Here is a 22,240-nt window from a genome sequence, read left to right as displayed (position 1 = left end):
CATTCTATTTTATTCAGTCCGCTTCCCGTTCAAAAATCAGCTCGATGGCCTTGGTGCCGCCGTTGCTGGTGAACTGAGTGGGAATATAGCCCACGTACCGCCAGCCCTGGGCGGCATACTGGTCGATGATCTCCCGGTGCTGGCAGTCGCTGTTGTTCATCCAGAAGCCGCCGCCGGTGTACAGAGGGACGTATTCGTAGCGGTACATGGACCTCTTCCTTTCTTTTTTCACATTTTGAGCGGATGATGTGGAAAACAAACCGGGCGGCCCGGACGGGCCGCCCGGTGAAAGACGGATGTGTTGGAAAATGCGCGTGACGGCTCGGACGCTTTGGTGAATCACGCCTCGCGTCGTCCTCACAAGCTGCGTATCACTCGCCCCGGCATAAATGCCAGGGCTCGCTCACTCCGCTGCTCGTCCTCTCCCCAGAAAAGTGCTTTGCGCTTTCCCGGGGGCCCCGGTTCCTCCGGGCTGCTCACGACGGCTCAGGCGCTTTAGCAGAATCACGCCTCGCGTCGTCCTCGCAAGCTGCGTATCACTCGCCCCGGCATAAATGCCAGGGCCCGCTCACTCCGCTGCTCGTCCTCTCCCCAGAAAAGCGCTTTGCGCTTTCCCGGGGGCCCCGGTTCCTCCGGGCGGCGCATGACGGCTCGGACGCTTTAGCGAATCACGCCTCGCCTATGCGCTGCGCCCGGCTTCGCTGCGACTCCGGCTGGTCTGCGGGCCGCACAGCGGCCCTCCGCTCGCCGTCGCTCCGCTCCATCCGGGCGGCGCATGACGGCTCGGACGCTTTAGCAGAGCTTGGCGCCGGCGGGGATGGCGTCGTCCACCATGAGCAGGTGGAGCTTCTCCTCGCCGTGCTCGGTGTGGACGGCGGAAATCAGCATGCCGCAGCTCTCCTGGCCCATCATCTTGCGGGGAGGCAGGTTGATGATGGCCACCAGGGTCTTGCCCAAGAGCTCCTCGGGCTTGTAGTACATGGCGATGCCGGAGAGAATCTGCCGGTCGGTGCCGGAACCGTCGTCCAGGGTAAACTTGAGCAGCTTGTTGCTCTTCTTCACGTTCTCGCAGGCCTTCACCTTCACGGCACGGAGGTCACTCTTGCAGAAGGTGTCGAAGTCCACGCTCTCCTCAGCGAAGGGCTCCACCTCCACGGCGGGCAGAGCGGCCTTGCGGGCCTGGGCCTCCAGCTCCTCCAGGGCGGCAAGCTCCTTCTCCATGTCGATGCGGGGGAACAGGTTGTCGCCCCGGCTGACGGTGACAGTGGCGCTCAGGGCGCCCCACTTGCCGGCGCTCTCCCACTGGGAGCAGCAGGGGCAGGCGCCAATCTGGTGCAGAATCTCGGCGGCGGTGGCGGGCATGAAGGGGGTGAGGAGCACGGCGGAGATGCGCAGGCTCTCCAGCAGGTTGTACATCACCCGGGCCAGGCGGGGCTTGTTGGCCTCGTCACGGGAGAGCACCCAGGGCGCGGTCTCGTCGATATACTTGTTGGCGCGGGAGATGAGCTTGAACACCTCGCTCAGGGCATCCTGGAAGGCAAAGCGCTCCATGGCGGCCTCGTACTTGTCCCGCAGGCCGGAGGCCAGGGCGATGAGCTCGTCGTCCAGACCGTCGGCGGTCTGCTCGGCGGGCAGGGTGCCGCCCTCAAAGTACTTGCCCACCATGGACACGGTGCGGCTGAGCAGATTGCCCAGGTCGTTGGCCAGGTCGGTGTTGATGGTGCCGATGAGGGCCTCGTTGGAGAAGTTGCCGTCGGAGCCGAAGGGGAAGGTGCGCAGCAGGAAGAAGCGCAGGGCGTCCACGCCGTACCGCTCGGAGAGCAGGTAGGGGTCCACCACGTTGCCCTTGCTCTTGCTCATCTTGCCGCCGTCCAGCAGGAGCCAGCCGTGGCCGAACACCTTCTTGGGCAGGGGCAGATTGAGGGCCATCAGGATGGCAGGCCAGATGATGGAGTGGAAGCGGACAATCTCCTTGCCCACAAAGTGGACGTCGGCGGGCCAGAACTTGTCATAGTCGTTGTACTTGTCGTTGTCGTAGCCCAGGGCGGTGATATAGTTGGACAGGGCGTCAATCCACACGTACACCACGTGGCCGGGGTCAAAGTCCACGGGCACACCCCAGGTGAAGCTGGTGCGGGACACGCACAGATCCTCCAGGCCGGGCTTGATGAAGTTGTTGATCATCTCGTTGACACGGCTGCGGGGCTCCAGGAAGTCGGTGTTCTCCAGCAGGTCCTGGATGCGCCCGGCGTACTTGGACAGACGGAAGAAGTAGGCCTCCTCCTCGGCGTCCTGCACCTCGCGGCCGCAGTCGGGGCACTTGCCGTCCACCAGCTGGCTCTCGGTCCAGAAGGACTCGCAGGGCTTGCAGTACTTGCCCTTGTAGGTGCCCTTGTAGATGTCGCCCTGCTCGTAGAGCTGCTTGAAGATCTTCTGCACGGCGGCCTCATGGTAGTCGTCGGTGGTGCGGATGAAGCGGTCGTTGGAGATGTTCATCAGCTTCCACAGGTCCAGAACACCCCGCTCGCCCTCCACGATGTTGTCCACATACTGCTTGGGGGTGACACCGGCGTCCTTGGCCTTGTCCTCAATCTTCTGGCCGTGCTCGTCGGTGCCGGTGAGGAACATGACGTCGTAGCCGGTCAGGCGCTTGTAGCGGGCCATCACGTCGGTGGCCACGGTGCAGTAGGCGTGGCCGATGTGAAGCTTGTCCGAGGGGTAGTAGATGGGGGTGGTGATATAGTATTTTCCTTTATTGCTCATCGGGGGTTACCTCCGTTTCAGAATCTTCAGGGTCTTCCGCCTGCCGGACGGGACGGGCCTTGGGCTCGGGCATGGCGTCGTTGGCCAGCAGGGCCGTCACGTTGGCGGTAAGGCTGAGAATGCAGAAGCCGTAGAGCAGCGTAATATAGAGCTCGTGGCCGTCGGCCAGGGTCACCAGGGAGAAGTACACGCCCAGCAGGGAGAACAGGGAGGAGCGGAACACCTTGGCCCGCTCAAAGGAGAAGCCCGCTGTGAAGTACAGCCCCAGCAGGGACGCGATGATGGCGAAGAGCTCATAGATATAGTCCTGCCGAACCGGGTCCCCTGCCCGGACCTGGTAGGCGGCGATGAGCCAGATGCAGCCCATGTAGGCCGGCGCCAGCAGGGGGAAGCTGAACTTGCCCTTGCCCTCACCCCGGTAGTTGTTCTTTCCGGTGGAGAGGACGCAGAAGAAGGAGATGGCGGAGAGCAGGCCCAGAATGGCCCGGGGCAGCACGTTGAACAGGGGCGTACCCTGGGCGTTGCCCGCCCGGGCAGCGGCCACTGCCTCCTGATAGGCGGCGGGGATGCCCATGTAGTTGAGCACAGCCGAGGCCAGCAGCAGGAAGCCGCCCAGCACCATGGCGGTGACGTACACCGTGTTGCCCTTGGCGGCAAAGGCGGCGTCATAGCCGCCGTGGAAGGGGCGATGCTTGCCCCGGCACAGCAGAATGAACACCACCGCCAGCGCCGCCGACCAGATGATCAGCGCCCAGGTGGAGGGCATGTTGGGGGTGACCAGACCAGTGTCCGCCTCAAAGGCGGTGGCCAGCTCCCAGCGGCGGAGAAAAAAGCCCACGATACCCCCGCCTACCGCCAGGGACGGGAGGACAATCTCTTTTCGCATTGCGGCAAGACCTCACTCAGGAAAATAAAGATAATAGCTAATATAGCAGTATATCACAAAAGAAGGAAATTTGCACCGTTTTTTCCGGCTGCGGCTGGGGCGGGGCCCCGAAGAACAGCCGCCTTTGCTCTGGGAGAAAGGCTTTTGTGCGGCAGACCCGCTCGAGCGGAGACCAGAGCACGGCGCAAAAACTTTGTGCGGCATTGAGATCGCCGATGAATTGCAGCGACTTACAAGTCTGGGCGGGTAACGCTGCTCGGGCGACGCAGGAACGATACGCAGAGCACCGAACCGGCAAGCAACTGCTTTCAAGTTTGGCGGGTCATTGAATTGCACCGCCGCGTCGTCCTCGCAAGCTGCGTATCGCTCAGCCTGCCGCTTGCGGCAGGCCTCGTTCACTCCGCTGCTCGTCCTCTCCCCACACGACCCGCTTCGCTGGGCTCGTGCGGGGGCCCCATATTGTCTCCGAAAGGGGTCCGGGGAAACGGGGGCGTTTGGCCCTAACAGGGCCCTCCGCCCCTGTGTCCCCGGCGGCTTTTGGGTACTTTTCGCCGGAGAAAAGTACCTCCCCGAAAGGCGTTCCCCTCTTATTTATCCCGGTGCATTTCCAATCAGCCGTTGGCGGCCATGGACTCCAGGTACTCGTCGTAGGTCATCTTGCGGTCGATGAGCTTGCCGTCGTCGGTGAAGTCAAAGATGCGGTTGCACACGGTCTGGACCAGCTGGTGGTCGTGGGAGGACACCAGCACGTTGCACTTGACGGCCTCCAGACCGTTGTTGACGGCAGCGATGGACTCCAGGTCCAGGTGGTTGGTGGGCTGGTCCAGCAGCAGCACGTTGGCGCCGGAGAGCATCATCCGGGAGAGCATGCAGCGCACCTTCTCGCCGCCGGAGAGCACCTTCACGGGCTTGTACACGTCGTCGCCGGAGAAGAGCATCCGGCCCAGGAAGCCCCGGAGATAGGCCTCGTGGGGGTCGGAGGACCACTGCCGCAGCCACTCCACCAGGTTGTCGTCACAGTCCTTGAAGAACTCGGTGTTGTCCTTGGGGAAGTAGGAGAAGGTGGCGGTCTGGCCCCACTTCACAGTGCCCTCGTCGGGCTCCAGCTCGCCGGTGAGAATCTTGAACAGAGCGGTGTGGGCGTTCTCGTTGTCGCCCACGAAGGCGATCTTGTCGCCGTGGCCCACGATGAAGCTGACGTGGTCCAGCACCTTCACGCCGTCGATGGTCTTGGACACATCGGTGACGAAGAGGATGTCCTTGCCCACCTCACGGTCAGGGCTGAAGGCCACCCAGGGATAGCGGCGGGAAGAGGCAGGGATCTCCTCCAGGGTGATCTTCTCCAGCAGCTTGCGGCGGGCAGTGGCCTGCTTGCTCTTGGACTTGTTGGCGGAGAAGCGGGAGATGAACTCCTTGAGCTCCTGGGCCTTCTCCTCGTTCTTCTTGTTCTGGTTCTTCATCAGGTTCTGCATCAGCTGGGAGGCATCGTACCAGAAGTCGTAGTTGCCCACGTACATCTTGATCTTGTTGTAGTCGATGTCCACGATGTGGGTGCAGATGGTGTTGAGGAAGTGGCGGTCATGGCTGACCACGATAACAGTGCCGGGGAAGTCCAGCAGGAAGTCCTCCAGCCAGTTGATGGCGTTGATGTCCAGGTTGTTGGTGGGCTCGTCCATCATCAGGATGTCAGGGTTACCGAACAGGGCCTGAGCCAGCAGCACCTTCACCTTCAGACGGCCATCCACGTTCTCCATCACGTCGTAGTGCATGGACACGGGGATGCCCAGACCCTGGAGAATGCGGGACGCGTCGCTCTCGGCCTCCCAGCCGCCCAGCTCGGCGTACTCCTCCTCCAGCTCGCAGGCCTTGATGCCGTCCTCCTCGGTCATCTCCTCCTTGGCGTAGAGGGCCTCCTTCTCCTTGCCGATGTCGTACAGCCGCTGGTTGCCCATGATGACAGTGTCCATGACGGTGTACTGGTTGTAGGCGTTCTGGTCCTGCTTGAGGATGGACATGCGGGTCTTGGGCAGGATGGACACCTCGCCGCTGGTGGGCTCCAGCTCGCCGGAGAGAATTTTCAGGAAGGTGGACTTGCCCGCGCCGTTTGCGCCGATGATGCCGTAGCAGTTGCCCTTGATGAACTGCAGGTCCACGTGAGAGAAGAGGGGCTGGCCGCTGTACGCCAGGCCCAGGTCAGAAACAGTGATCATGTCGCACTCCTTGAAATATAGTAAGAATTCAATACGCGGCAGACATTGTATCACATTTGCGGGAAAAAGGATAGAGAAACCACAAGAAAAATCTCCCGTCCCGGGGAAAATCCCTTGTGCAATTCCACTTCTCCGGGTATAATGGCGGAAAAGCCCCCGCCGTGGGCAATACGGGAAAAGCGAGGGAACAAAATGGAGTGGATGGAGTACCTGCACACCGCCCTGGAGGTGGCCGTGGAGCTTGGCATCATGCTGTTCGAGTGGGTGGGCGTGGCCGTGCTGGTGGTGTCCGGCGTGCTGGGCGTGGTGCACTACATCAGGCGGGACCCGGAGACCCGGCTCAAGCTGGCCCAGGGTCTGGCCATGGCCCTGGAATTCAAGCTGGGCGGCGAGATTCTCCGCACCGTGGTGGTGCGTGACCTGAGCGAGATTGCCCTGGTGGGCGCCATCATTTTGCTGCGGGCCGCCCTCACCTTCCTCATCCACTGGGAGATTAAGAACGAGGAGGCTGCCCTGCCCGAGGCCGGGCATGGACCCCGCAGTCACGAAGAGAGGAAATAAGACGAAAAGACCGGCGGCGGGCACTTGCCCGCCGCCGGTCTTTTGCCGGTGAGATGCCGCCGTCTTGCGGCCTGTCCCGATGGCATGCTATAATGAAGAAAAAAGCGCATCCCGGCCTCAGTGCCGCCGGAAAAGAGGAGTTTTATGGAGAGTATGTTCCGCTGTCCCGTATGCGCCGCCCCGCTGGAGCGGCGGGACGGGACCTATGCCTGCCCCAGGGGGCACAGCTTTGATATTTCCCGGGAGGGGTACGTCCACCTGCTCCCCGCCAACCAGAAGCACTCCAAGGCCCCCGGGGATGACAAGGAGATGGCCGCCGCCCGGAACCGTTTCCTCTCCGCCGGGTACTACGGCCACCTGCGGGAGACCCTGGAGCAGCTGGCCCTCCGATATGCCGGGGACACTCCCCGCGTGCTGGACTCGGGCTGCGGCGAGGGGTACTACACCGCCGGAATCCACGCCGCACTCACCGCCGCCGGACGGAGCGTAACCATGGCAGGGGTGGATATCTCCAAGTTCTGCCTGCGCTGGGCGGCCAAGCGGACAAAGGATGTGGAGTTCGCCGTGGCCTCGGCCTACCACCTGCCGGTGGCGGATAGCCGGGTCAATCTGCTGGTGAACTGCTTCTCCCCGCTGGCTGCGGAGGAGTTCTACCGGGTTCTGGTCCCCGGCGGGGTGTTTCTCTACGTGGTGCCCGCCGCCGACCACCTGTGGGAGCTGAAGGAAGTGCTCTACGACAAGCCCTATCTGAATCCCGAGGAGGCCATCCCCTACGAGGGCTTTGACTACCTGGACATTGTGAAGGCCGAGGGGGTCATCACACCCCGCGGTCAGGACCTCTCCGACCTGTTCCGCATGACCCCCTACTACTGGAAGACCCCGAAGGAGGGCGGCGAGCGGCTCTCCGCGCTGGAGGAGCTGACCGTCCGGGCCAATTTCCGTGTCCACATATTCCGCCGCCGGTGAGCATGCCCCGGCTCCGGCAGGCATACACTCTCCCAGCGGGGCCGGAGATATCACACACTGCGAGGTTTTGGAATGAATGCTGCCTTTCTCCTGATTGGCGTTGTCATCGTCATCTGTATCCTGTTGGACCGCTTTCTGGAAAAGCTGCCCATCCCTCCCCTGCTGTTCTTTATCGCCCTGGGCATGTGCTTCGGGGAGAACGGCCTGCTGCGCATCCCCTTTGACGACTACGAGGCCGTCAACCTGATCTGCTCGGCCAGCCTGGTGTTCATCATGTTCTACGGCGGCTTCGGCACCAACCTGAAGGCAGCCCGGCCGGTGGCGGCTCCGGCAGTGGTGCTGTCCACCCTGGGCGTGGCGGGCACCGCCGGGGCGGTGGGCCTCTTCGCCCACTTCGCCCTCAAGCTGCCCTGGCTGGAGAGTCTGCTCATCGGCTCGGTGGTCTCCTCCACCGACGCGGCCACCGTGTTCAACATCCTCCGGTCCAAGAAACTGGCCCTCAAGAACCACACCGACTCCCTGCTGGAGGTGGAGTCGGGCTCCAACGACCCCATGTCCTACATGCTGACCACCGTCCTCATCGCCCTCATGTCCGGGCAGCAGGTGTCCATCCCCCTGCTGCTGGCCCAGCAGCTGGTGCTGGGAGCCGCCGCCGGGCTGCTGGTGGGCCGTCTGGCGGTGTGGCTCCTGGGCAAAAACCTGTTTACCTCCCAGCAGAGCCGCACCGTGTTCCTCTTCGGCGTGGTGCTTCTCGCCTACGCCCTGCCCGCCATGTGGGGCGGAAACGGATACCTGAGCGTGTACCTGTGCGGCATTATGCTGGGCAACGCCAGAATGGCCCAAAAAAAGTACCTGGTCCACTTCTTCGACGTGGTCACCGGTGTGGCCCAGGTGATCATTTTCTTCCTGCTGGGCTTGCTGGTGACGCCGGTGGAGCTGCCCCAGGTGCTGCTGCCCGCTTTGGCCGTCATGCTCTTCCTTACGGTTGCTGCGCGGCCCCTGGTGACCAGTGCGCTGCTGCTGCCCTTCCGTCCTTCGCTGGGACAGGTGGGGGTGGTATCCTGGGCCGGTCTGCGGGGCGCGGCCTCCATCGTGTTTGCCATCTCGGCGGTACTCAGCGGCGTTGAGACAACCTATAACCTCTACAACCTGGTGTTCTGCATTGTCCTGCTGTCCATGCTCATCCAGGGCACCCTGCTGCCCCGGGTGGCGGGCAAGCTGTCCATGATTGACGAGCAGGGGGACATCAGCAAGACCTTCACCGACTACCAGGAGGAGCGGGATATCAGCTTTATCAAAATCCACCTGGAACCCGGCCACCCCTGGCGGGGCAGGACGCTGCGGGAGCTGATGCCCCTGAAGGACCTGCTGATTGTCATGGTGGTCCGGGGGGAGGACACCATTGTGCCCAACGGGGACACCAGGCTGGAGGAGGGGGACCTGCTGGTGCTGGCGGCCTATCCCTTTGAGGAGCGGGAGAATCTGAGCCTGAGTGAGCTGACGGTGAAGCGTGGCCACCGGCTGGCAAACCGGACCCTGGCGGACATTGCCTCCGCCCCCAACGGCCCCAAGTACCTCATTGTACTTATCCAGCGTGGGCAGGAGACGGTGATTCCCACGGGGAGCACGGTCATTCTGCCCGGAGATGTGCTGATTCTGGCCCAGTCGGAGGGCGCCAAGCCCAGAGCCCAGGCCGGAGCGGCAGAAGAATAGGACGCCGGGCGAAAGGCCCGGGAAAAGGAAAGGAGGACCCAGCATGAAGAGAAGAACTGTCCTGCCCATCCGGGCGGCCTGCGCCGCAGCTCTGGTGCTGGTGCTGGCCGCCGCGGCCCTGATGCTCTTCCCCGGCAGCGTCACCATGACCTTTGCCGCGGGGCCGGATGAGGTGACCTACCGGACCTGTTCCTGGTTTGATGACACGGTGTGGGGGTACGGCCTGTTCCTGGTCCCCCTGGCCGGGGTGCTGGCCGTGGGTTCCCTCTCCGGCCTGGCGGCGGCGCTGGGCAAGAGCGGCGCCTTCCCCGGCACGGCCTGGGGCTTCCTCATGGCCGCCGGGTGTCTGTCCCTCATCCCCCTGTGGCTGGGTCTGACCCCAGAAGGCCCCAACTGGCTGTCCATCCTCATCACCTTGTTCCTGTGGGCGGCGGCGGGGCTGCTGTGGCTGGCCCGTCCAAAGGCAAAATAGCATGAAAAAAGTCCCTCCGGCTGAGCCGGAGGGACTTTTTTGTTTACTTGAACACCCAGAACTTGTTCATCAGGTAATTGTAGAACATGGTGACGCAGGTGTTGGGGATTTTGGCGGCCAGGGGGATGAGCCCGGCGGGAATGACCGCCGCAAAGGCGGGCAGCTTGAAGAAGGACATGAAGATGGACAGGCCGATGGAGGAGATGATGAGGAATCCGCAGCTGGTCACCACGTACCGGCCCACCTCACGGCGGGTGAGGGGCTCCTTCTTCTGAAACGTCCAGAACTTGTTCCAGATAAAGCTGTGGATGTTGGCCACCACATAGGAGATGGCGTTGGAGATATAGGGGCCTGCCACGATGGTCACGCCCAGCAGCACCACGGTGGGGCCGCTCTTGATGACAAACCGGTTGAGCAGGTAGAACACCACAAAGTCCACCAGGGTGTTGAGCACGCCGATGAGGCCGAATTTGATAAACCGCTTCAGGTCAAAGACCTCAATAAGATGGAGAATTTTTTCTTTCATGATTCACCTTAGCTGTCGGCGGGCATCAGGCTGCCGGCTCCGTTTTCTTCTTGGGCGACGGCCAGTACGGTGCCGCCTGCCGTCTGGATTTCATAGGTGCCCTCCCCAGCGGGCACAGCCATCACCGACTGGACGGTGCCCGTCCTGGCGTCGTACCACAGCAGGGCGCCGAACTCGGTAAGGCTGCCGGTGTACCGTCCGCCCATGGGCACGGGGGTGGCGGCGGGGAAATAGGGGTTGTCGGCGGCACAGGACAGCAGGCCGGCCAGGGCCCAGGTGCTCTCGGTGGCGCCGTGGATGTGTTCATGGTAGAGGAAGTTCTGCTCGCTCAGGTAGTTGGGCTCCAGGTTGAGGACGGCGATGGTGCCCTCGTCTCCCTCCACGGCGGACACAATGGCCCGGGCGGCCCGCTGGTCGGCCTGGGTGGTGGCACGGTAGTCGTGGAGCTCACTGACCGCCGCCACGGAGAACACCACTGCGCAGGCGGCGCACACCGCCCCGGTAACAACGCCCCGGACAGAGCATTTGGTCAGCAGCATGCTCCACACCGCGTCCAGGAACAGGGCGATGCCGCAGAAGGAGAATACCGTGTTCCGCAGGGCCACCGACGGGTTGGATAGCACGAAGAACAGCGTCACCGGCGCCAGGGCCATGAGGAAGCCCACCAGCAGCGCCCAGGGTCTGGGCAGGGCGGCCTCTCCTGTGGGCCGCTGGGCGGTGAAGCGCCGGGCAAACAGGAACAGCACCACGCACAGGGCAATAAGCACCAGCACCCACAGAATGTTGAAGTTCTCGACGATGCACATGATTCCCCGGCGGAAGCCCCGGAAGAGGGTCTTGTACCCGCCGATGAGGAAGGACTCGCCGGTCTGACCGGCAGCGGAGAAGAACACCTTGTCCCACCCCTCCTGCCAGGGCAGGGTCAGCTTCAGGCGGCTGCCCAGCTGTCCGGTGGAGGTGGAGAAGTATCCGGTGAATGCGAAGTAGATGCCCGCATTGACAAAGGTGAGCAGGGAGAAGAGGCTCTTCTTTCGGTTGCCCCGGAAAAACTCGATGATACCCACCAGCAGCACCCCGGTCACCGACAGCACCAGACCCTGCTCGTAGAAGCAGAAGGAGATGAGCTGAGTGACAAAGTACAGGGGCAGCCAGAAAACCCTGCCGGTCCGGCACCACTTCTGGAACAGGTACATGGCCAGGGCCACGAAGAACAGGGAGGGCACCACCCGGTTGGAGGCGGAAATCCAATAGGTTCCCTCCATGCCCAGAGGCAGCAGGGCGTACACCACCAGGAACAGATACCCGGTGCCGAAGTACTCTCCCCACACCCGGTGGAACAGGCAGGCCGAGGCGGCGTACATGGCGGAGATGAGGGCCACCGCCGCCATGAGGAAGGGCCAGAAATTGGACCAGAAGAAGTAGTCCATCACCGAGGCCAGAGGCCGGGAGGACAGCAGGCCCATGTCCAGAATGACCGCCTTGGCGGAGTAGTAGGCGGCCTGGTTGTGGAGCTGGATGTAGTCGTCCAGCTGGGGGTAGTAGGTGAAGCCGTAGTAGCAGAAGCGGAGCAGCACCAGGGCGAAGATCAGGGCAAAGACCAGCCAGGGCCGCTCCCTGTGGAACAGGCGCCCCCTCATGAGCGCCCCACCAGCCGCCGGATGCGGAAGATATCCCGGAACATGCGGGCGCTGTCCCGGAGGATGTTGACCTTGGACTCCCTGTGGTTCACCACGTGGACCGCCTCCTGGTCCACCTTCAGGCCCAGCTTCCGGGCCCGGAGGAGCACCTCAAAGTCAAAGGCGAAGCCGTCGGTGGAGCAGCGGGAGAAGATGGCCTGGGCGGCGTCATGGCGGTAGCCCTTGATGCCGCACTGGGTATCGTAGGGCAGGCCGGAGAAGAGCCGCACCAGCACGCCGAAGACCTTGGAGGTCAGCAGACGGATGGGGGGATAGCCCTGGTAGCCTAGAGCGTCCAGCCGCCGGGAGCCGATGCACAGGTCAGCCCCTGCCGCCAGCTTGTCCAGCATGGGCGGGATGTTCTCCAGGCCGTAGGCCAGGTCGGCGTCGGTGCAGAACACGTAGTCGCCCCTGGCCTCCAGCATGCCCACCCGGACGGCCTTGCCCTTGCCGCCGTTGGGGTGGTAGCCGGTGAGGCGGACGTGGCTGTCGGCAAAGGAGCGGACCAGATCGGCCATATTGTCCGTGCTGCCGTCGTCCACAATGAGCAGCTCATAGTCCGGGTCCATGTCCGCCAGCCGTGCCGTGACGGTGCGGAGGGTGGCCTCAATGATGCTGCTCTCATTATAGGCGGGGATCACCAGTGAAAGCTTCAATCTCCCGCGCCTCCTTCCTGATATTCATACGATTACAGGGTAACATTGTATCCGCTCCCACCGGGAATGTCAAGGAACATAGCCGCCAATATCCGTTGCATATTTTCTTTGTATATGATACACTATGGACCGAATACGGGAGAAAAATCAGAATTTCTCTGTGGATTTAGGGTCGCGTCCCCCGGGCCGGGCGGGCGTTGGGGCTGAAAGGATTCTTTTCGCCTTGTGGGGACCTTGAATCAGTGCGAAAAGAAAGGAATATCAGCATGGAAATCAACGGCGAACAGGTAAATGAGGTTGTGAACTACGCGGACCTGGGCCTCTCGGCCGAGGTGATGAAGGCCATCGACAAGAAGGGCTACGTCCGGGCCACCCCGGTCCAGGCGGGCGCCATCCCCTACTTCATGGAGTGGAAGGACGTCATCGCCAAGGCTCCCACCGGCACGGGCAAGACCTTTGCCTTCGGCATCCCCATGGTGGAGCACATCGACCCGGAGAGCGACGCAGTGCAGGCCCTGGTGCTGGCCCCCACCCGTGAGCTGGCCCTCCAGATTCAGGACGAGCTGCGGGACCTGTGTGAGTTCAAGGAGGGTGTGCGCTCGGTGTGCCTCTACGGCGGCGCCCCCATTGAGAAGCAGATTACCACCCTGAAAAAGCACCCCCAGATTGTGGTGGCCACCCCCGGCCGCCTCATGGACCACATGAAGCGGCGCACGGTGAAGCTGGACAAGGTGGAGACCGTGGTGCTGGACGAGGCCGACCGGATGCTGGACATGGGCTTCATCCATGACGTGACCCGGATTCTGGACCAGATCAAGTCCCGGAAAAACCTGGGTCTCTTCTCCGCCACCATCTCCCGTGAGGTGATGGATATCTCCTGGGTGTACCAGCGTGACCCGGTGGAGATTGTGGTGCGGCCCGACGAGGAGAACAAGCCGGACATCCAGCAGTACCGCATCGACCTGGAGGGCCGGGGGGACAAGCTGGAGACCATGGTGGCCCTGCTTACCCACGGCGGATACGAGCGGGCCATCGCCTTCTGCAACACCAAGAACATGACCGACCGGCTCTCCGGCCTGCTCCAGATGAAGGGCATCACCGCCCAGGCCATCCACGGCGACATCCAGCAGCGCATCCGGGAAAAGACCCTCCAGGCCTTCCGGGAGGGCAAGATGCGGGTGCTGGTGGCCACCGACGTGGCCGCCCGGGGCCTGGATATCGACGACGTGGACGTGGTGTTCAACTACGACGTGCCCGACGAGATTGAGTACTACATCCACCGCATCGGCCGTACCGGCCGTGCCAAGCGCCACGGCGTGGCCTACTCCCTGGTGGTGGGCATCACCGAGCAGATGAAGATGGAGCAGATCGCCAAGAACACCAAGGCGGATATCACCGTCCTCAAGTACGACAAGGACGGCTGCCTCCTTCCCGCTGACGGCAGCCCCGTCCAGGACCCCAGAAAATAAAGGCAGAAAAAGCCCGGCGCGAAGCAGTTCGCGCCGGGCCATTTGACTTGCCTACGGAGAGAGCATCACAATTTTAAAGCGGGTTTCAAATGTTGTTACAGGCTCGTAATACACAAGATTATGCGCGGTGACCCGGATGGGCTGACCGGCCTTCAGCTCCACGCCTTCGGTCAGGTCCAGCTTCCGACCGTCCCCGTCGGTGATTCTGGTGTCTTGCCTGATGCAGAGACTCTGTTCTTCTCCGTCCTCCCTCAGGATAGAAAGGTACTCCAGATTCTCATCCACCAGAAGAAGCGTGTCCTCCTTCACCACAGCGTCAAAGGTGACGGCCTCAAACCAGCCCGGAGGGAGCAAAAACGTTACGGCGGCGGACGCCAGCAGCAGGACAGCCACAGCGAGGAGCACAAACAGTTCCTTGGAAAACCGTATCTTCATACCGGAACTCCTTTCTGGCACGGAGGCACGTTGTTTCAGGGCGTTTCTTCAAATATATTATACAGAAAACATGGGAAAGTGTAAATCTTTTGCCTGATTTTATATCTCCTGAATTGAGTTTACGGAGAATTTTGAGAGGAGTGCTGCGCAATGGAAAAGGAAATTATTCGCTCCTGCGCCGACTGCGGTGTGGCGGGCTGCAAGCGTCAGACCCCGGAGGGGCGCCCCCCCTTCTGCCTGACCGAGCACATGGATCAGCAGGCCATGGACGAGGCCATGGAGGCCTACCACGAAGAGGTCAACCACAAGGTCATGACCACGGCGGCCGACGTGGAGTATGAGGGCTACTGCCACTGGACCCGCATCCAGGAGATTGTGGAGTTTGCCAAGCGGATGGGCTATCACAAGCTGGGCATCGCCACCTGTGTGGGCCTGCTCCACGAGGCCCGGATTGCCGCGAAAATCCTCCGCAGCCACGGCTTTGAGGTGTACGGCGCGGCCTGCAAGGCGGGCGCAGTGCGCAAGACGGCGGTGGGCATTGACCCCAAGTGCGAGTCCATCGGCGCCAACATGTGCAACCCCATTCTCCAGGCCAAGCTGCTCAACAGGCAGGGCACGGAGCTGAACATTGTGGTGGGCCTGTGCGTGGGCCACGACAGCCTGTTCTACAAGTACTCCGACGCCCTGTGCACCACCCTGGTGACCAAGGACCGGGTCACCGGCCACAACCCCGCCGCCGCACTGTACACGGCGGAGTCCTACTACAAGAGCCTCTACGGCCCTGAAAAGGAGTAAACGACAGAACCCCCGCTCCGGAAGCTCCGGAGCGGGGGTTTTCTGTATCTTCGGTTTTATGCGGGCCGGATGACCAGCTCCTTGATGAGGCCGGTGGAGGAGTCGTAGCTCTCGATGTTGGCCACGGCGTGGTTGATGATGCCGCCGTAGTTGATGTAGAAGTTGACGGTGCGCTCGTCCACGATGCGGGGGCTGGACACGGACAGACCGCCCAGAATGAACTTGTTGTGGTAGAACATGTCCATGGCACGGCGGCCGTAGACGAAGAAGTTGGGCGTACCCTCGGGCGTGCAGTAGTCAAACAGCCGGCACTGGCTGGCAAAGCACTGGGACATGGCCTTGTAGTCCTTTTTCTCCATGGCGTGGATGAAATCCGCAATCAGCATATCAGTAAACCCCCTCTTAATAGACCTTTTCGGAATTGAGCAGCGCGTCGGTGCCGCCGTCCACAAAGAGCACCACGCCGTTGATGCCGTGGGCCAGAGGCGAGGAGAGGAAGATGATGGCGTTGGCGATGTCCTCGGGGCTCATCAGCGGGTCGTTGGTGCCGTAGTTAATGGGCACGGGCAGGGCCTCCACCGCCACCATGTGCTGGGGCGTCAGCTTGGCGGTCATGGCGGTGCGCACGTTGCCGGGCGCCACCGCGTTGATGCGCACGCCGTGGGCACCCCAGTCGGCGCTCATGCGGCGGGCCCAGCGGGCCAGGGCGTACTTGGTGGCGGCGTAGAAGGAGTGGGCGGTCTTGGGGTCGTAGTCCTTTACCAGGGCCAGGATGCGCTCCTCGTCAGCCTGGTTGTTCAGCATACCGACCACGTCCATGCGGGCGGCGCCCTGGGCCAGGGTGTTGGAGGAGGTGACCACGCAGGAGCCGCGCTTCTTCTGGAGCAGCTCCAGGGCGCCGGAGGCCATGGCGGTGGCGCCGAAGTAGTTCAGGGAGATGATGAGGGGGATGTTGCCGCTGGCGGCAGACACGCCTGCGTTGCAGATCATGGCGTCAATGCCGTCGGGGTAGCGGTCGTACAGCTCCCGCAGGGCGGAGTCCCGGCCCTCCTTGGTGGCCAGGTTGGCGGAGATGTCGCCGTCCTTCAGGTCGATGTTGACGGTCTCGTGTCCCTGCTCCTTCAGCTTGGACACGATCTGGGCTCCGATACCGCTGGAGCCGCCGGTTACCACGTAAATACCCATGTTCAACGCCTCACTCTTTCATATTTTGCCGGTTCGGTGGGTGGATGGTTTTATATGAAAATCCTTCCACCTGTTCTTGATTTGAGTATACATGTCTTTCAGAAAAAGTCAACACCTGTTCAATAAGTTTATTTTTTAACTTATAATTGAGAAAAATTAGACAATTTAAAACAAAAAAGTGATATATGTGATAGATATTTCACAAACGAAAAAGCAGGGCCGCGGGCGGGGTCCGGAGCGCCTGACTGCGGGCAAAAACAGCGTCCCCCTGGGACCCGTTTTGCGGGTCCCAGGGGGACGCTGAATCATAGTACGATTGATGGCCTGTAAGGCCGCACACCCACCAGTGCTTACTCTGCCTCCAGATACAGCAGACACAGGGCCATGGTGTTCTTCATACCTTCCCAATGCGTGCGCTCCATGCCGTGGGAGGCGTGGACGCCGGGGCCGATGAGGGCAGCACGCACGTCGGCGCCCGCACGCCAGGCCACGGTGGCATCCGAGCTGTAATGGGGGTAGATATCCACGGCGTAGTCCAGCCCGTTGTCCCGGGCCAGATTCATCAGCCGGGTGGTCATGCCGTAGTCGTAGGGCCCGCCGCTGTCCTTGGCGCAGATGGACACCTGGTACTCGGTGCAGGTCAGGTCCAGGCCCACACAGCCCATGTCCACGATGAGCAGCTCATCCAGGTCGCGGGGGATGGTGGCGCCGCCGTGGCCCACCTCCTCGTGGACGGAGAAGATGAGTCGGGTGTCATACATGGGCTTCAGGCCCTTGTCGCTGAGTACCTGCATCAGGGTGAGCAGACAGGCGGCGGAGCCCTTGTCGTCGATAAAGCGGGACTTGAGGAAGCCGCTGCCGGTCACCACGGTCTTGGGGTCAATGCAGACATAGTCCCCGGCCCGGATGCCCAGAGCCTCCACGTCCTCCCTGGACTTGACCACCTCGTCAATGCGCACGGCCAGACCGTCCTCGTCGCGGGGGCGGGTGGCGGCGTCGTCATAGACGTGGGAGGCGGGGGAGAGGGAGAGGATGGTGCCGGTATAGCTGCGGCCGTCCCGGGTACGGATGGTGCAGTACTCGCCGTCCAGGGTAGGAAGGATGGGGCCGCCCACCCGGGTAATCTTCAGCTGGCCGTCGGCGGTGATGGACCGGACCATCAGGCCCAGAGTGTCCACGTGGGCGCAGAGGGTCACCTTTTTTCCACTTTCCCGGCCGGGAATGTGGACAATCACGTTGCCCTTGTTGGTCATCTCGGTCTCATAGCCCAGCCGGGCGGCAAAGCCGGACAGGAAGGCGGCCGCGGCCTGGGTGAAGCCGCTGGGGCTGTCAATGCACAACAGCTCCTGTGCGTTTTTCATCAACTGACTCTGATATGCGGAAATATCCATTGAAATCAGCTCCTCTGCTGTGATATTCTTACCAGTACAGCATAGCGTTAAGACGCGGAAATTTCAAGTGAGGCGACGTTCCATGGCAGAAGAAAAGACCAATGTGATGCGGGTTCTGGACCAGAAGAAGATCCGCTACACCCCCCACACCTACCCCTACTCCGGCGGCGCAGTGGACGGCCCCAATGTAGCGGCTCTCATCGGCGTGGAGCCGGAGCGGGCCTTCAAGACCCTGGTGACCCGGGGCGCCAGCAAGCAGAACTATGTGTTTGTGGTGCCGGTGATGAAGTCCCTGAACCTGAAGGCGGCGGCCAAGGCGGTGGGGGAGAAGTCCATTGAGATGATCCACCAGGCCGAGCTGCTGCCTCTGACCGGCTATGTCCACGGCGGCTGCTCCCCGGTGGGCATGAAGAAGCAGCTCAAGACCGTCATTGACGACAGCGCCCAGGGCCTGGAGACCATGGTGGTCAGCGCGGGAAAGATCGGCTTCCAGGTGGAGCTCTCTCCCGCTGACCTGGCGGGCCTGGTACGGGCCCGGTTTGCCCCCATCAGCGGCTGAGCGTATTTTGCCCGAAAAAGGAGGCCTGCGGCTGTGCCGCAGGCCTCCTTTTGTCATTTTTCGTTCTTCCGGGCGGTCAGCCGGGCCTTGATCTGCTCCAGAGCCTCGCTGTGGCGGACCGACTTCATGTCGGGGAAGGCCTTGAGCAGGCGCTTTTGGCCGAAGCGGTAGGTGGACAGCAGGGCTTCGTTGGCGGAGCGCAGCTCGGCCAGCGCGGCCTCCCGGCGGCGGAGGGCCTCCTCCCGGGCAGTGCGCAGCTTAGCCTGCTCCTCCTCCCGCTGGGCCCGGCGCTCTCCGGCGGACTCCTTCAGGGCCTCCCCCTTCTCGGAGACGGCCAGGGTGGTGTCTGCCAGCCGCTCGCCCAGGCTGTCCGACACCTCGTGGATTTTGGCGGCCAGCTCCTCCAGCTGCCGCAGGCGCTTGTTCAGGCCCACCACCGTGGCCACGGTGGCCGCCAGGTCGGCCAGGGCCAGGACGGTGAACACCGCCAGCAGCACCACCCCCAGGGTGTGGGGGATGGCAGCCACAAAGCCCGCCACCATGGGGTGGATGACGTCCATAATCAACAGGCAGGCCAGGCCCCACATGAGGGAGAAGAGGAGGCATACGTATCCGTTCAGGTTAAAGGGCATTCTGGAGTAGTCCCACCACTTCTGGTGAAAGGCCTTCTCCAGCACAAAGCCGGTGAGCCACTCCAGGGCGGTGGTGAGGAGCACCGAGCACAAAAAGAGAAGGAATACATTCTCCTTCACCGGCGTAAGCAGGCCCACCACCAGCACCACGCCGAAGCCGTAGATGGGACAGAGGGGGCCGTTGAGGAAGCCCCGGTTGACAAATTTCCCCGACTTGCCCGCCGCAAAGCACACCTCGCAGCACCAGCCCAGGAAGGCGTAGAGGAAAAAGTACCATATGTATTCATAGCAGATGTCCCAGGACATATTGTTCCTACTTTCCCCGGGGCACCGCCCGGCAAAAATTTTTTCGCCCGATTTTCCTTTTTCGGGAACCTTTGGTTTTTTTCTTCGTCTATATGGCTGTGAAACGGGACGGCGCGTCCCTGATAACAACGCAAAGGAGCATTACGAGAATGAAAAAAGCTGCCGCTCTGGGCCTGTCCCTGGCCCTCACCGCATCCATGACCCTGCCCGCTCTGGCCGTGGAGGTCGTTCCCATCTCCGCCAAGGTGGGCTATGACACCGCCATCACCCTCAACGGCAAGGAGCTGGACACCAGCGCCATCCCCGCCGTGGACGGCGAGGGCCTGATCCCCATGCGCCTGGTGGCCGAGAACGACTACGGCTCCGCCAGCTGGTTCCCCGAGGACAACACCGGCTGGTTCTACCTGGACGGCGGCAACATCACCATCAACTTCGCCGACAACAGCGTCACCGTGGGCGACGAGCTGGTGAAGGGCAAGGCTGAGGTTGTGGACGGCGTGACCTTCCTGTCCGCCAGCGTGCTGGAGCTCTTTGAGGGCTACGACGTGACCGAGGCCGAGGACGGCTCCCTCACCATCACCACCCCCAACGGCGATCCCTTCGTCCAGGGCGCCTACGCCATCCGTGAGGCCGCCGGCGTGACCATGGGTATGAAGACCGGCATGGACGTGCTGGTGGAGAACTACGGCGTGCCCGAGGGCGCACTGGAGGAGGCCGTGGCCTTCTTCCCCATGATCACCTCTCCCGACACCATCATCCTGGGCAAGCTGGCCGGGGGCGCCGATGTGGAGGCCGTGAAGGCCGCCTTTGAGACCTACCGTCAGAACCAGGAGGACACCTTCTCCTGGTACCTGAGCCAGAACCTGCCCAAGGTGCAGAACGCCCGCACCGTGGTGGACGGCGACTACATCCTCTTCGTCATCGCTGAGGACCCCGACGCCGCCGAGGAGGCCTTCCACACCTTCGTGGCCGCCCAGAACGCCTGATTTCTCTCCTCTCCTGACTCTGCCCCCGCCGGTTATCAACACCGGCGGGGGCATTTTTTTGCTGTTTTTTACTTCTCGCTGAGCAGCGCCATAAACTCCTCGCCGGTGATGGTCTCCTTCTCCAGCAGGTAGGCGGCCAGCTTGTGGAGCTGGTCCTCGTGCTCCCTGAGCAGACGGCGGGCCTTGTCGTGGGCGTTCTTCACCGTCTCCACCACCAGGGCGTCCACCCGGGAGGCGGTGTCCGCCGCGCAGGCCAGAGAGGTGTCGCCCCCCAGGTACTGGTTCTGCACCGTCTCCAGGGCCACCATGTCAAACTCGTCGGTCATGCCGTACCGGGTCACCATGGCCCGGGACAGCTTGGTGGCCTGCTCGATGTCGTTGGACGCGCCGGTGGTCATGTTGTCCGGCCCGAAGACCAGCTCCTCGGCGGCGCGGCCGCCGGTGAGGGTGGCAATCTTGTTGGTCAGCTCGGTGCGGCTCATGAGGGCCTTCTCCCCCTGCTCCACCTGCATGGTGTAGCCCAGCGCGCCGGAGGTGCGGGGGATAATGGTGATCTTGGTCACCGGGGCCGAGTGGGTCTGGAGGGCGGCCACCAGGGCGTGGCCAATCTCGTGGTAGGCCACAATCTTCTTCTCCTCGGGGGAGATAACCGCGTTCTTCCGCTGTGCGCCCGCAATGACGGTCTCCACGCTCTCCTCCAGGTCGGCCTGGGTCACGGTCCTGCGGCCCATGCGCACCGCCCGCAGGGCGCCCTCGTTGACGATGTTGGCCAGCTCAGCGCCCGAAGCGCCCGCGGTGGCCCGGGCGATGGCGTCCCAGTCCACGTCGGCGTCCAGATGGACGTCCCTGCCGTGGACCTTCAGGATGGCGATACGGCCCTGGAGGTCGGGCAGCTCCACTCTCACCCGCCGGTCAAACCGGCCGGGCCGCAGCAGGGCCGGGTCAAGAGACTCGGGCCGGTTGGTGGCCGCCAGCAGCACCACGCCCTTCCGGCCGTCAAAGCCGTCCATCTCGGCCAGCAGCTGGTTCAGGGTCTGCTCCCGCTCGTCGTTGCCGCCCACACCGGCGCCGTCACGCTTCTTGCCGATGGCGTCAATCTCGTCGATGAACACAATACAGGGGGCCTTCTCGTTGGCCTGCTTGAACAGGTCCCGCACCTTGGCCGCGCCCATGCCCACGAACATCTCCACAAACTCCGAGCCGGAGATGGAGAAGAAGGGCACTTTGGCCTCACCGGCCACGGCCTTGGCCAGCAGGGTCTTACCGGTACCCGGAGGGCCCACCAGCAGCACGCCCTTGGGCAGCTTGGCGCCGATGGCGGCGTACTTCTCCGGCTCGTGGAGGAAGTCCACCACCTCCATCAGGGACTCCTTGGCCTCGTCCTGACCGGCCACGTCGGCAAAGGTGACGCCGGTGGCCTTCTCCTCCACGTAGATTTTGGCGCCCGACTTGCCGAAGGTCATGGCGTTGCCCATGCCGCCGCCCATCCGCTTGACCATCCACTTGGAGAGCAGCTCGCCGATGGCGATAAAGAACAGAATGGGCAGCACCCAGGTGACCACAAAGCTGAGCAGGGGGGAGGCCTGGGTGGGGATGGAGGCAGCGAACTGGATATCCGGGTCGCTGCGCAGCTGCTCAAGCAGCCGCTGGCCGTCGTCGGGCCAGACGCCGGTCCTGTAATAGCCCTCCCGGCCGTCGTCGCCCTGGGCAATAAAGACAATCTGTTCCTCTTCCTTTTCCCAGGCCACCTGGCTGACCTGTCCCTCATCCACCATGGTGAGGAACTGGTCATAGCTGACCTCCACCACCTGCTTCTCCATGACCGAGGGGAAGAGCAGGGCGTTGAGCAGCATGACCACCACCATGGCAATGAGATAGTAGAATATCAGGGGTTTTTTCGGGGGTGTGGGCTTGGTGTCCTTCACTTCCTGCATTGCGCTCACTCCTTAATTTGCATGGAATATATTCTTACGCGAAATAAAATACTATTTTTATCTCCTCAATTCAATAAAAAAGTGTGAACAATCCCCGTTTTTTGTGTTACAATATTTCC

Annotated in this window: 21 protein-coding genes; 8 read left to right on the top strand and 13 right to left on the bottom strand. The window is 62.4% G+C overall.

Annotation, left to right across the window (positions count from 1 at the left end; genetic code table 11):
• Positions 1-13: 13 nt before the first annotated feature.
• The 4 genes from ACOX7T_RS04795 to ACOX7T_RS04780 all read right to left on the bottom strand — a co-directional run bounded on the left by ACOX7T_RS04795 (position 14) and on the right by ACOX7T_RS04780 (position 5,859).
• Positions 14-208, bottom strand: coding sequence for a DUF4177 domain-containing protein (locus ACOX7T_RS04795; RefSeq protein WP_433440402.1), 195 nt, complete (start codon positions 206-208; stop codon positions 14-16).
• A 584-nt stretch (positions 209-792) separates the two neighbouring features.
• Entirely contained in the window at positions 793-2,763 is a 1,971-nt protein-coding gene (metG, locus tag ACOX7T_RS04790) for a methionine--tRNA ligase (protein ID WP_433440400.1), read from the bottom strand.
• Positions 2,753-3,649, bottom strand: a complete 897-nt coding sequence (locus ACOX7T_RS04785) for a hypothetical protein (RefSeq protein WP_433440398.1) — start codon at positions 3,647-3,649, stop codon at positions 2,753-2,755. Before ACOX7T_RS04785 ends, metG begins: the two co-directional genes overlap by 11 nt.
• Positions 3,650-4,260: 611 nt before the next feature.
• Positions 4,261-5,859 (bottom strand): ABC-F family ATP-binding cassette domain-containing protein, encoded by a 1,599-nt coding sequence (locus tag ACOX7T_RS04780; RefSeq protein WP_433440396.1) that lies wholly within the window; start codon positions 5,857-5,859, stop codon positions 4,261-4,263.
• Positions 5,860-6,060: 201 nt separating this feature from the next.
• On the opposite strand from ACOX7T_RS04780, the gene ACOX7T_RS04775 reads away from it, so the two are divergent.
• The 4 genes from ACOX7T_RS04775 (at position 6,061) to ACOX7T_RS04760 (ending at position 9,571) form a co-directional block, all read left to right on the top strand.
• Positions 6,061-6,420 (top strand): DUF1622 domain-containing protein, encoded by a 360-nt coding sequence (locus ACOX7T_RS04775; protein WP_433440590.1) that lies wholly within the window; start codon positions 6,061-6,063, stop codon positions 6,418-6,420.
• Between the two features lie 144 nt (positions 6,421-6,564).
• On the top strand, positions 6,565-7,386 hold the full coding sequence (locus ACOX7T_RS04770) for a putative RNA methyltransferase (RefSeq protein ID WP_433440394.1): 822 nt from the start codon (positions 6,565-6,567) through the stop codon (positions 7,384-7,386).
• A 72-nt stretch (positions 7,387-7,458) separates the two neighbouring features.
• The gene (locus tag ACOX7T_RS04765) at positions 7,459-9,099 is read left to right on the top strand and encodes a potassium/proton antiporter (RefSeq protein WP_433440392.1); all 1,641 of its coding nucleotides are present in this window, start codon (positions 7,459-7,461) and stop codon (positions 9,097-9,099) included.
• Positions 9,100-9,142: 43 nt separating this feature from the next.
• Entirely contained in the window at positions 9,143-9,571 is a 429-nt protein-coding gene (locus tag ACOX7T_RS04760) for a hypothetical protein (protein WP_433440390.1), read from the top strand.
• 43 nt (positions 9,572-9,614) lie between these two features.
• On the opposite strand, the gene ACOX7T_RS04755 is transcribed toward ACOX7T_RS04760, so the two are convergent.
• Genes ACOX7T_RS04755 through ACOX7T_RS04745 form a run of 3 tightly spaced genes read right to left on the bottom strand, consistent with a single transcriptional unit; the run spans position 9,615 to position 12,429 of the window.
• Positions 9,615-10,097: a GtrA family protein gene (locus tag ACOX7T_RS04755; RefSeq protein WP_006571840.1), complete on the bottom strand. Its 483-nt coding sequence runs from the start codon at positions 10,095-10,097 to the stop codon at positions 9,615-9,617.
• Between the two features lie 8 nt (positions 10,098-10,105).
• Entirely contained in the window at positions 10,106-11,734 is a 1,629-nt protein-coding gene (locus ACOX7T_RS04750; protein WP_433440388.1) for a hypothetical protein, read from the bottom strand.
• Positions 11,731-12,429: a glycosyltransferase gene (locus ACOX7T_RS04745; protein WP_433440386.1), complete on the bottom strand. Its 699-nt coding sequence runs from the start codon at positions 12,427-12,429 to the stop codon at positions 11,731-11,733. Before ACOX7T_RS04745 ends, ACOX7T_RS04750 begins: the two co-directional genes overlap by 4 nt.
• 266 nt (positions 12,430-12,695) lie before the next feature.
• Between ACOX7T_RS04745 and ACOX7T_RS04740 the strand changes: the two genes are divergently transcribed.
• Positions 12,696-13,898, top strand: a complete 1,203-nt coding sequence (locus ACOX7T_RS04740) for a DEAD/DEAH box helicase (RefSeq protein ID WP_433440384.1) — start codon at positions 12,696-12,698, stop codon at positions 13,896-13,898.
• A gap of 51 nt (positions 13,899-13,949) precedes the next feature.
• Here ACOX7T_RS04740 and ACOX7T_RS04735 read toward each other — a convergent pair whose 3' ends face one another.
• A complete protein-coding gene (locus ACOX7T_RS04735; protein WP_433440382.1) occupies positions 13,950-14,333 on the bottom strand; it encodes a hypothetical protein in 384 nt (127 codons plus the stop codon).
• A 150-nt stretch (positions 14,334-14,483) separates the two neighbouring features.
• Between ACOX7T_RS04735 and ACOX7T_RS04730 the strand changes: the two genes are divergently transcribed.
• On the top strand, positions 14,484-15,128 hold the full coding sequence (locus ACOX7T_RS04730) for a DUF1847 domain-containing protein (protein ID WP_433440380.1): 645 nt from the start codon (positions 14,484-14,486) through the stop codon (positions 15,126-15,128).
• A gap of 56 nt (positions 15,129-15,184) precedes the next feature.
• On the opposite strand, the gene ACOX7T_RS04725 is transcribed toward ACOX7T_RS04730, so the two are convergent.
• The 3 genes from ACOX7T_RS04725 to ACOX7T_RS04715 all read right to left on the bottom strand — a co-directional run bounded on the left by ACOX7T_RS04725 (position 15,185) and on the right by ACOX7T_RS04715 (position 17,704).
• Positions 15,185-15,514 (bottom strand): hypothetical protein, encoded by a 330-nt coding sequence (locus ACOX7T_RS04725; RefSeq protein WP_433440378.1) that lies wholly within the window; start codon positions 15,512-15,514, stop codon positions 15,185-15,187.
• Between the two features lie 16 nt (positions 15,515-15,530).
• Complete coding sequence (locus ACOX7T_RS04720; protein WP_433440376.1) at positions 15,531-16,313, bottom strand: SDR family oxidoreductase; 783 nt, start codon at positions 16,311-16,313, stop codon at positions 15,531-15,533.
• A 350-nt stretch (positions 16,314-16,663) separates the two neighbouring features.
• A complete protein-coding gene (locus ACOX7T_RS04715; protein ID WP_433440374.1) occupies positions 16,664-17,704 on the bottom strand; it encodes a M42 family metallopeptidase in 1,041 nt (346 codons plus the stop codon).
• Positions 17,705-17,786: 82 nt separating this feature from the next.
• Between ACOX7T_RS04715 and ybaK the strand changes: the two genes are divergently transcribed.
• Positions 17,787-18,263 (top strand): Cys-tRNA(Pro) deacylase, encoded by a 477-nt coding sequence (ybaK, locus tag ACOX7T_RS04710; protein WP_433440372.1) that lies wholly within the window; start codon positions 17,787-17,789, stop codon positions 18,261-18,263.
• Between the two features lie 53 nt (positions 18,264-18,316).
• Here ybaK and ACOX7T_RS04705 read toward each other — a convergent pair whose 3' ends face one another.
• Entirely contained in the window at positions 18,317-19,201 is an 885-nt protein-coding gene (locus ACOX7T_RS04705; protein ID WP_433440370.1) for a putative ABC transporter permease, read from the bottom strand.
• Positions 19,202-19,350: 149 nt separating this feature from the next.
• Between ACOX7T_RS04705 and ACOX7T_RS04700 the strand changes: the two genes are divergently transcribed.
• Positions 19,351-20,187, top strand: a complete 837-nt coding sequence (locus ACOX7T_RS04700; RefSeq protein WP_433440368.1) for a DUF4358 domain-containing protein — start codon at positions 19,351-19,353, stop codon at positions 20,185-20,187.
• Between the two features lie 68 nt (positions 20,188-20,255).
• On the opposite strand, the gene ftsH is transcribed toward ACOX7T_RS04700, so the two are convergent.
• On the bottom strand, positions 20,256-22,121 hold the full coding sequence (gene ftsH / locus ACOX7T_RS04695; protein ID WP_433440366.1) for an ATP-dependent zinc metalloprotease FtsH: 1,866 nt from the start codon (positions 22,119-22,121) through the stop codon (positions 20,256-20,258).
• Between the last annotated feature and the right edge of the window lie 119 nt (positions 22,122-22,240).

It is taken from the genome of Pseudoflavonifractor sp. (assembly GCF_050943825.1).
In the GTDB taxonomy this organism is placed as follows: domain Bacteria; phylum Bacillota; class Clostridia; order Oscillospirales; family Oscillospiraceae; genus Pseudoflavonifractor.
This window is presented reverse-complemented; position numbering and strand designations above follow the sequence as displayed.

What these genes read in the sequence shown, in the direction of transcription:
- ACOX7T_RS04795 (WP_433440402.1), bottom strand. Translation starts at nt 208, where the DNA reads ATGTACCGCTACGAATACGTCCCTCTGTACACCGGCGGCGGCTTCTGG.
- metG (WP_433440400.1), bottom strand. Translation starts at nt 2,763, where the DNA reads ATGAGCAATAAAGGAAAATACTATATCACCACCCCCATCTACTACCCC.
- ACOX7T_RS04785 (WP_433440398.1), bottom strand. Translation starts at nt 3,649, where the DNA reads ATGCGAAAAGAGATTGTCCTCCCGTCCCTGGCGGTAGGCGGGGGTATC.
- ACOX7T_RS04780 (WP_433440396.1), bottom strand. Translation starts at nt 5,859, where the DNA reads ATGATCACTGTTTCTGACCTGGGCCTGGCGTACAGCGGCCAGCCCCTC.
- ACOX7T_RS04775 (WP_433440590.1), top strand. Translation starts at nt 6,061, where the DNA reads ATGGAGTACCTGCACACCGCCCTGGAGGTGGCCGTGGAGCTTGGCATC.
- ACOX7T_RS04770 (WP_433440394.1), top strand. Translation starts at nt 6,565, where the DNA reads ATGGAGAGTATGTTCCGCTGTCCCGTATGCGCCGCCCCGCTGGAGCGG.
- ACOX7T_RS04765 (WP_433440392.1), top strand. Translation starts at nt 7,459, where the DNA reads ATGAATGCTGCCTTTCTCCTGATTGGCGTTGTCATCGTCATCTGTATC.
- ACOX7T_RS04760 (WP_433440390.1), top strand. Translation starts at nt 9,143, where the DNA reads ATGAAGAGAAGAACTGTCCTGCCCATCCGGGCGGCCTGCGCCGCAGCT.
- ACOX7T_RS04755 (WP_006571840.1), bottom strand. Translation starts at nt 10,097, where the DNA reads ATGAAAGAAAAAATTCTCCATCTTATTGAGGTCTTTGACCTGAAGCGG.
- ACOX7T_RS04750 (WP_433440388.1), bottom strand. Translation starts at nt 11,734, where the DNA reads ATGAGGGGGCGCCTGTTCCACAGGGAGCGGCCCTGGCTGGTCTTTGCC.
- ACOX7T_RS04740 (WP_433440384.1), top strand. Translation starts at nt 12,696, where the DNA reads ATGGAAATCAACGGCGAACAGGTAAATGAGGTTGTGAACTACGCGGAC.
- ACOX7T_RS04735 (WP_433440382.1), bottom strand. Translation starts at nt 14,333, where the DNA reads ATGAAGATACGGTTTTCCAAGGAACTGTTTGTGCTCCTCGCTGTGGCT.
- ACOX7T_RS04730 (WP_433440380.1), top strand. Translation starts at nt 14,484, where the DNA reads ATGGAAAAGGAAATTATTCGCTCCTGCGCCGACTGCGGTGTGGCGGGC.
- ACOX7T_RS04725 (WP_433440378.1), bottom strand. Translation starts at nt 15,514, where the DNA reads ATGCTGATTGCGGATTTCATCCACGCCATGGAGAAAAAGGACTACAAG.
- ACOX7T_RS04720 (WP_433440376.1), bottom strand. Translation starts at nt 16,313, where the DNA reads ATGGGTATTTACGTGGTAACCGGCGGCTCCAGCGGTATCGGAGCCCAG.
- ACOX7T_RS04715 (WP_433440374.1), bottom strand. Translation starts at nt 17,704, where the DNA reads ATGGATATTTCCGCATATCAGAGTCAGTTGATGAAAAACGCACAGGAG.
- ybaK (WP_433440372.1), top strand. Translation starts at nt 17,787, where the DNA reads ATGGCAGAAGAAAAGACCAATGTGATGCGGGTTCTGGACCAGAAGAAG.
- ACOX7T_RS04705 (WP_433440370.1), bottom strand. Translation starts at nt 19,201, where the DNA reads ATGTCCTGGGACATCTGCTATGAATACATATGGTACTTTTTCCTCTAC.
- ACOX7T_RS04700 (WP_433440368.1), top strand. Translation starts at nt 19,351, where the DNA reads ATGAAAAAAGCTGCCGCTCTGGGCCTGTCCCTGGCCCTCACCGCATCC.
- ftsH (WP_433440366.1), bottom strand. Translation starts at nt 22,121, where the DNA reads ATGCAGGAAGTGAAGGACACCAAGCCCACACCCCCGAAAAAACCCCTG.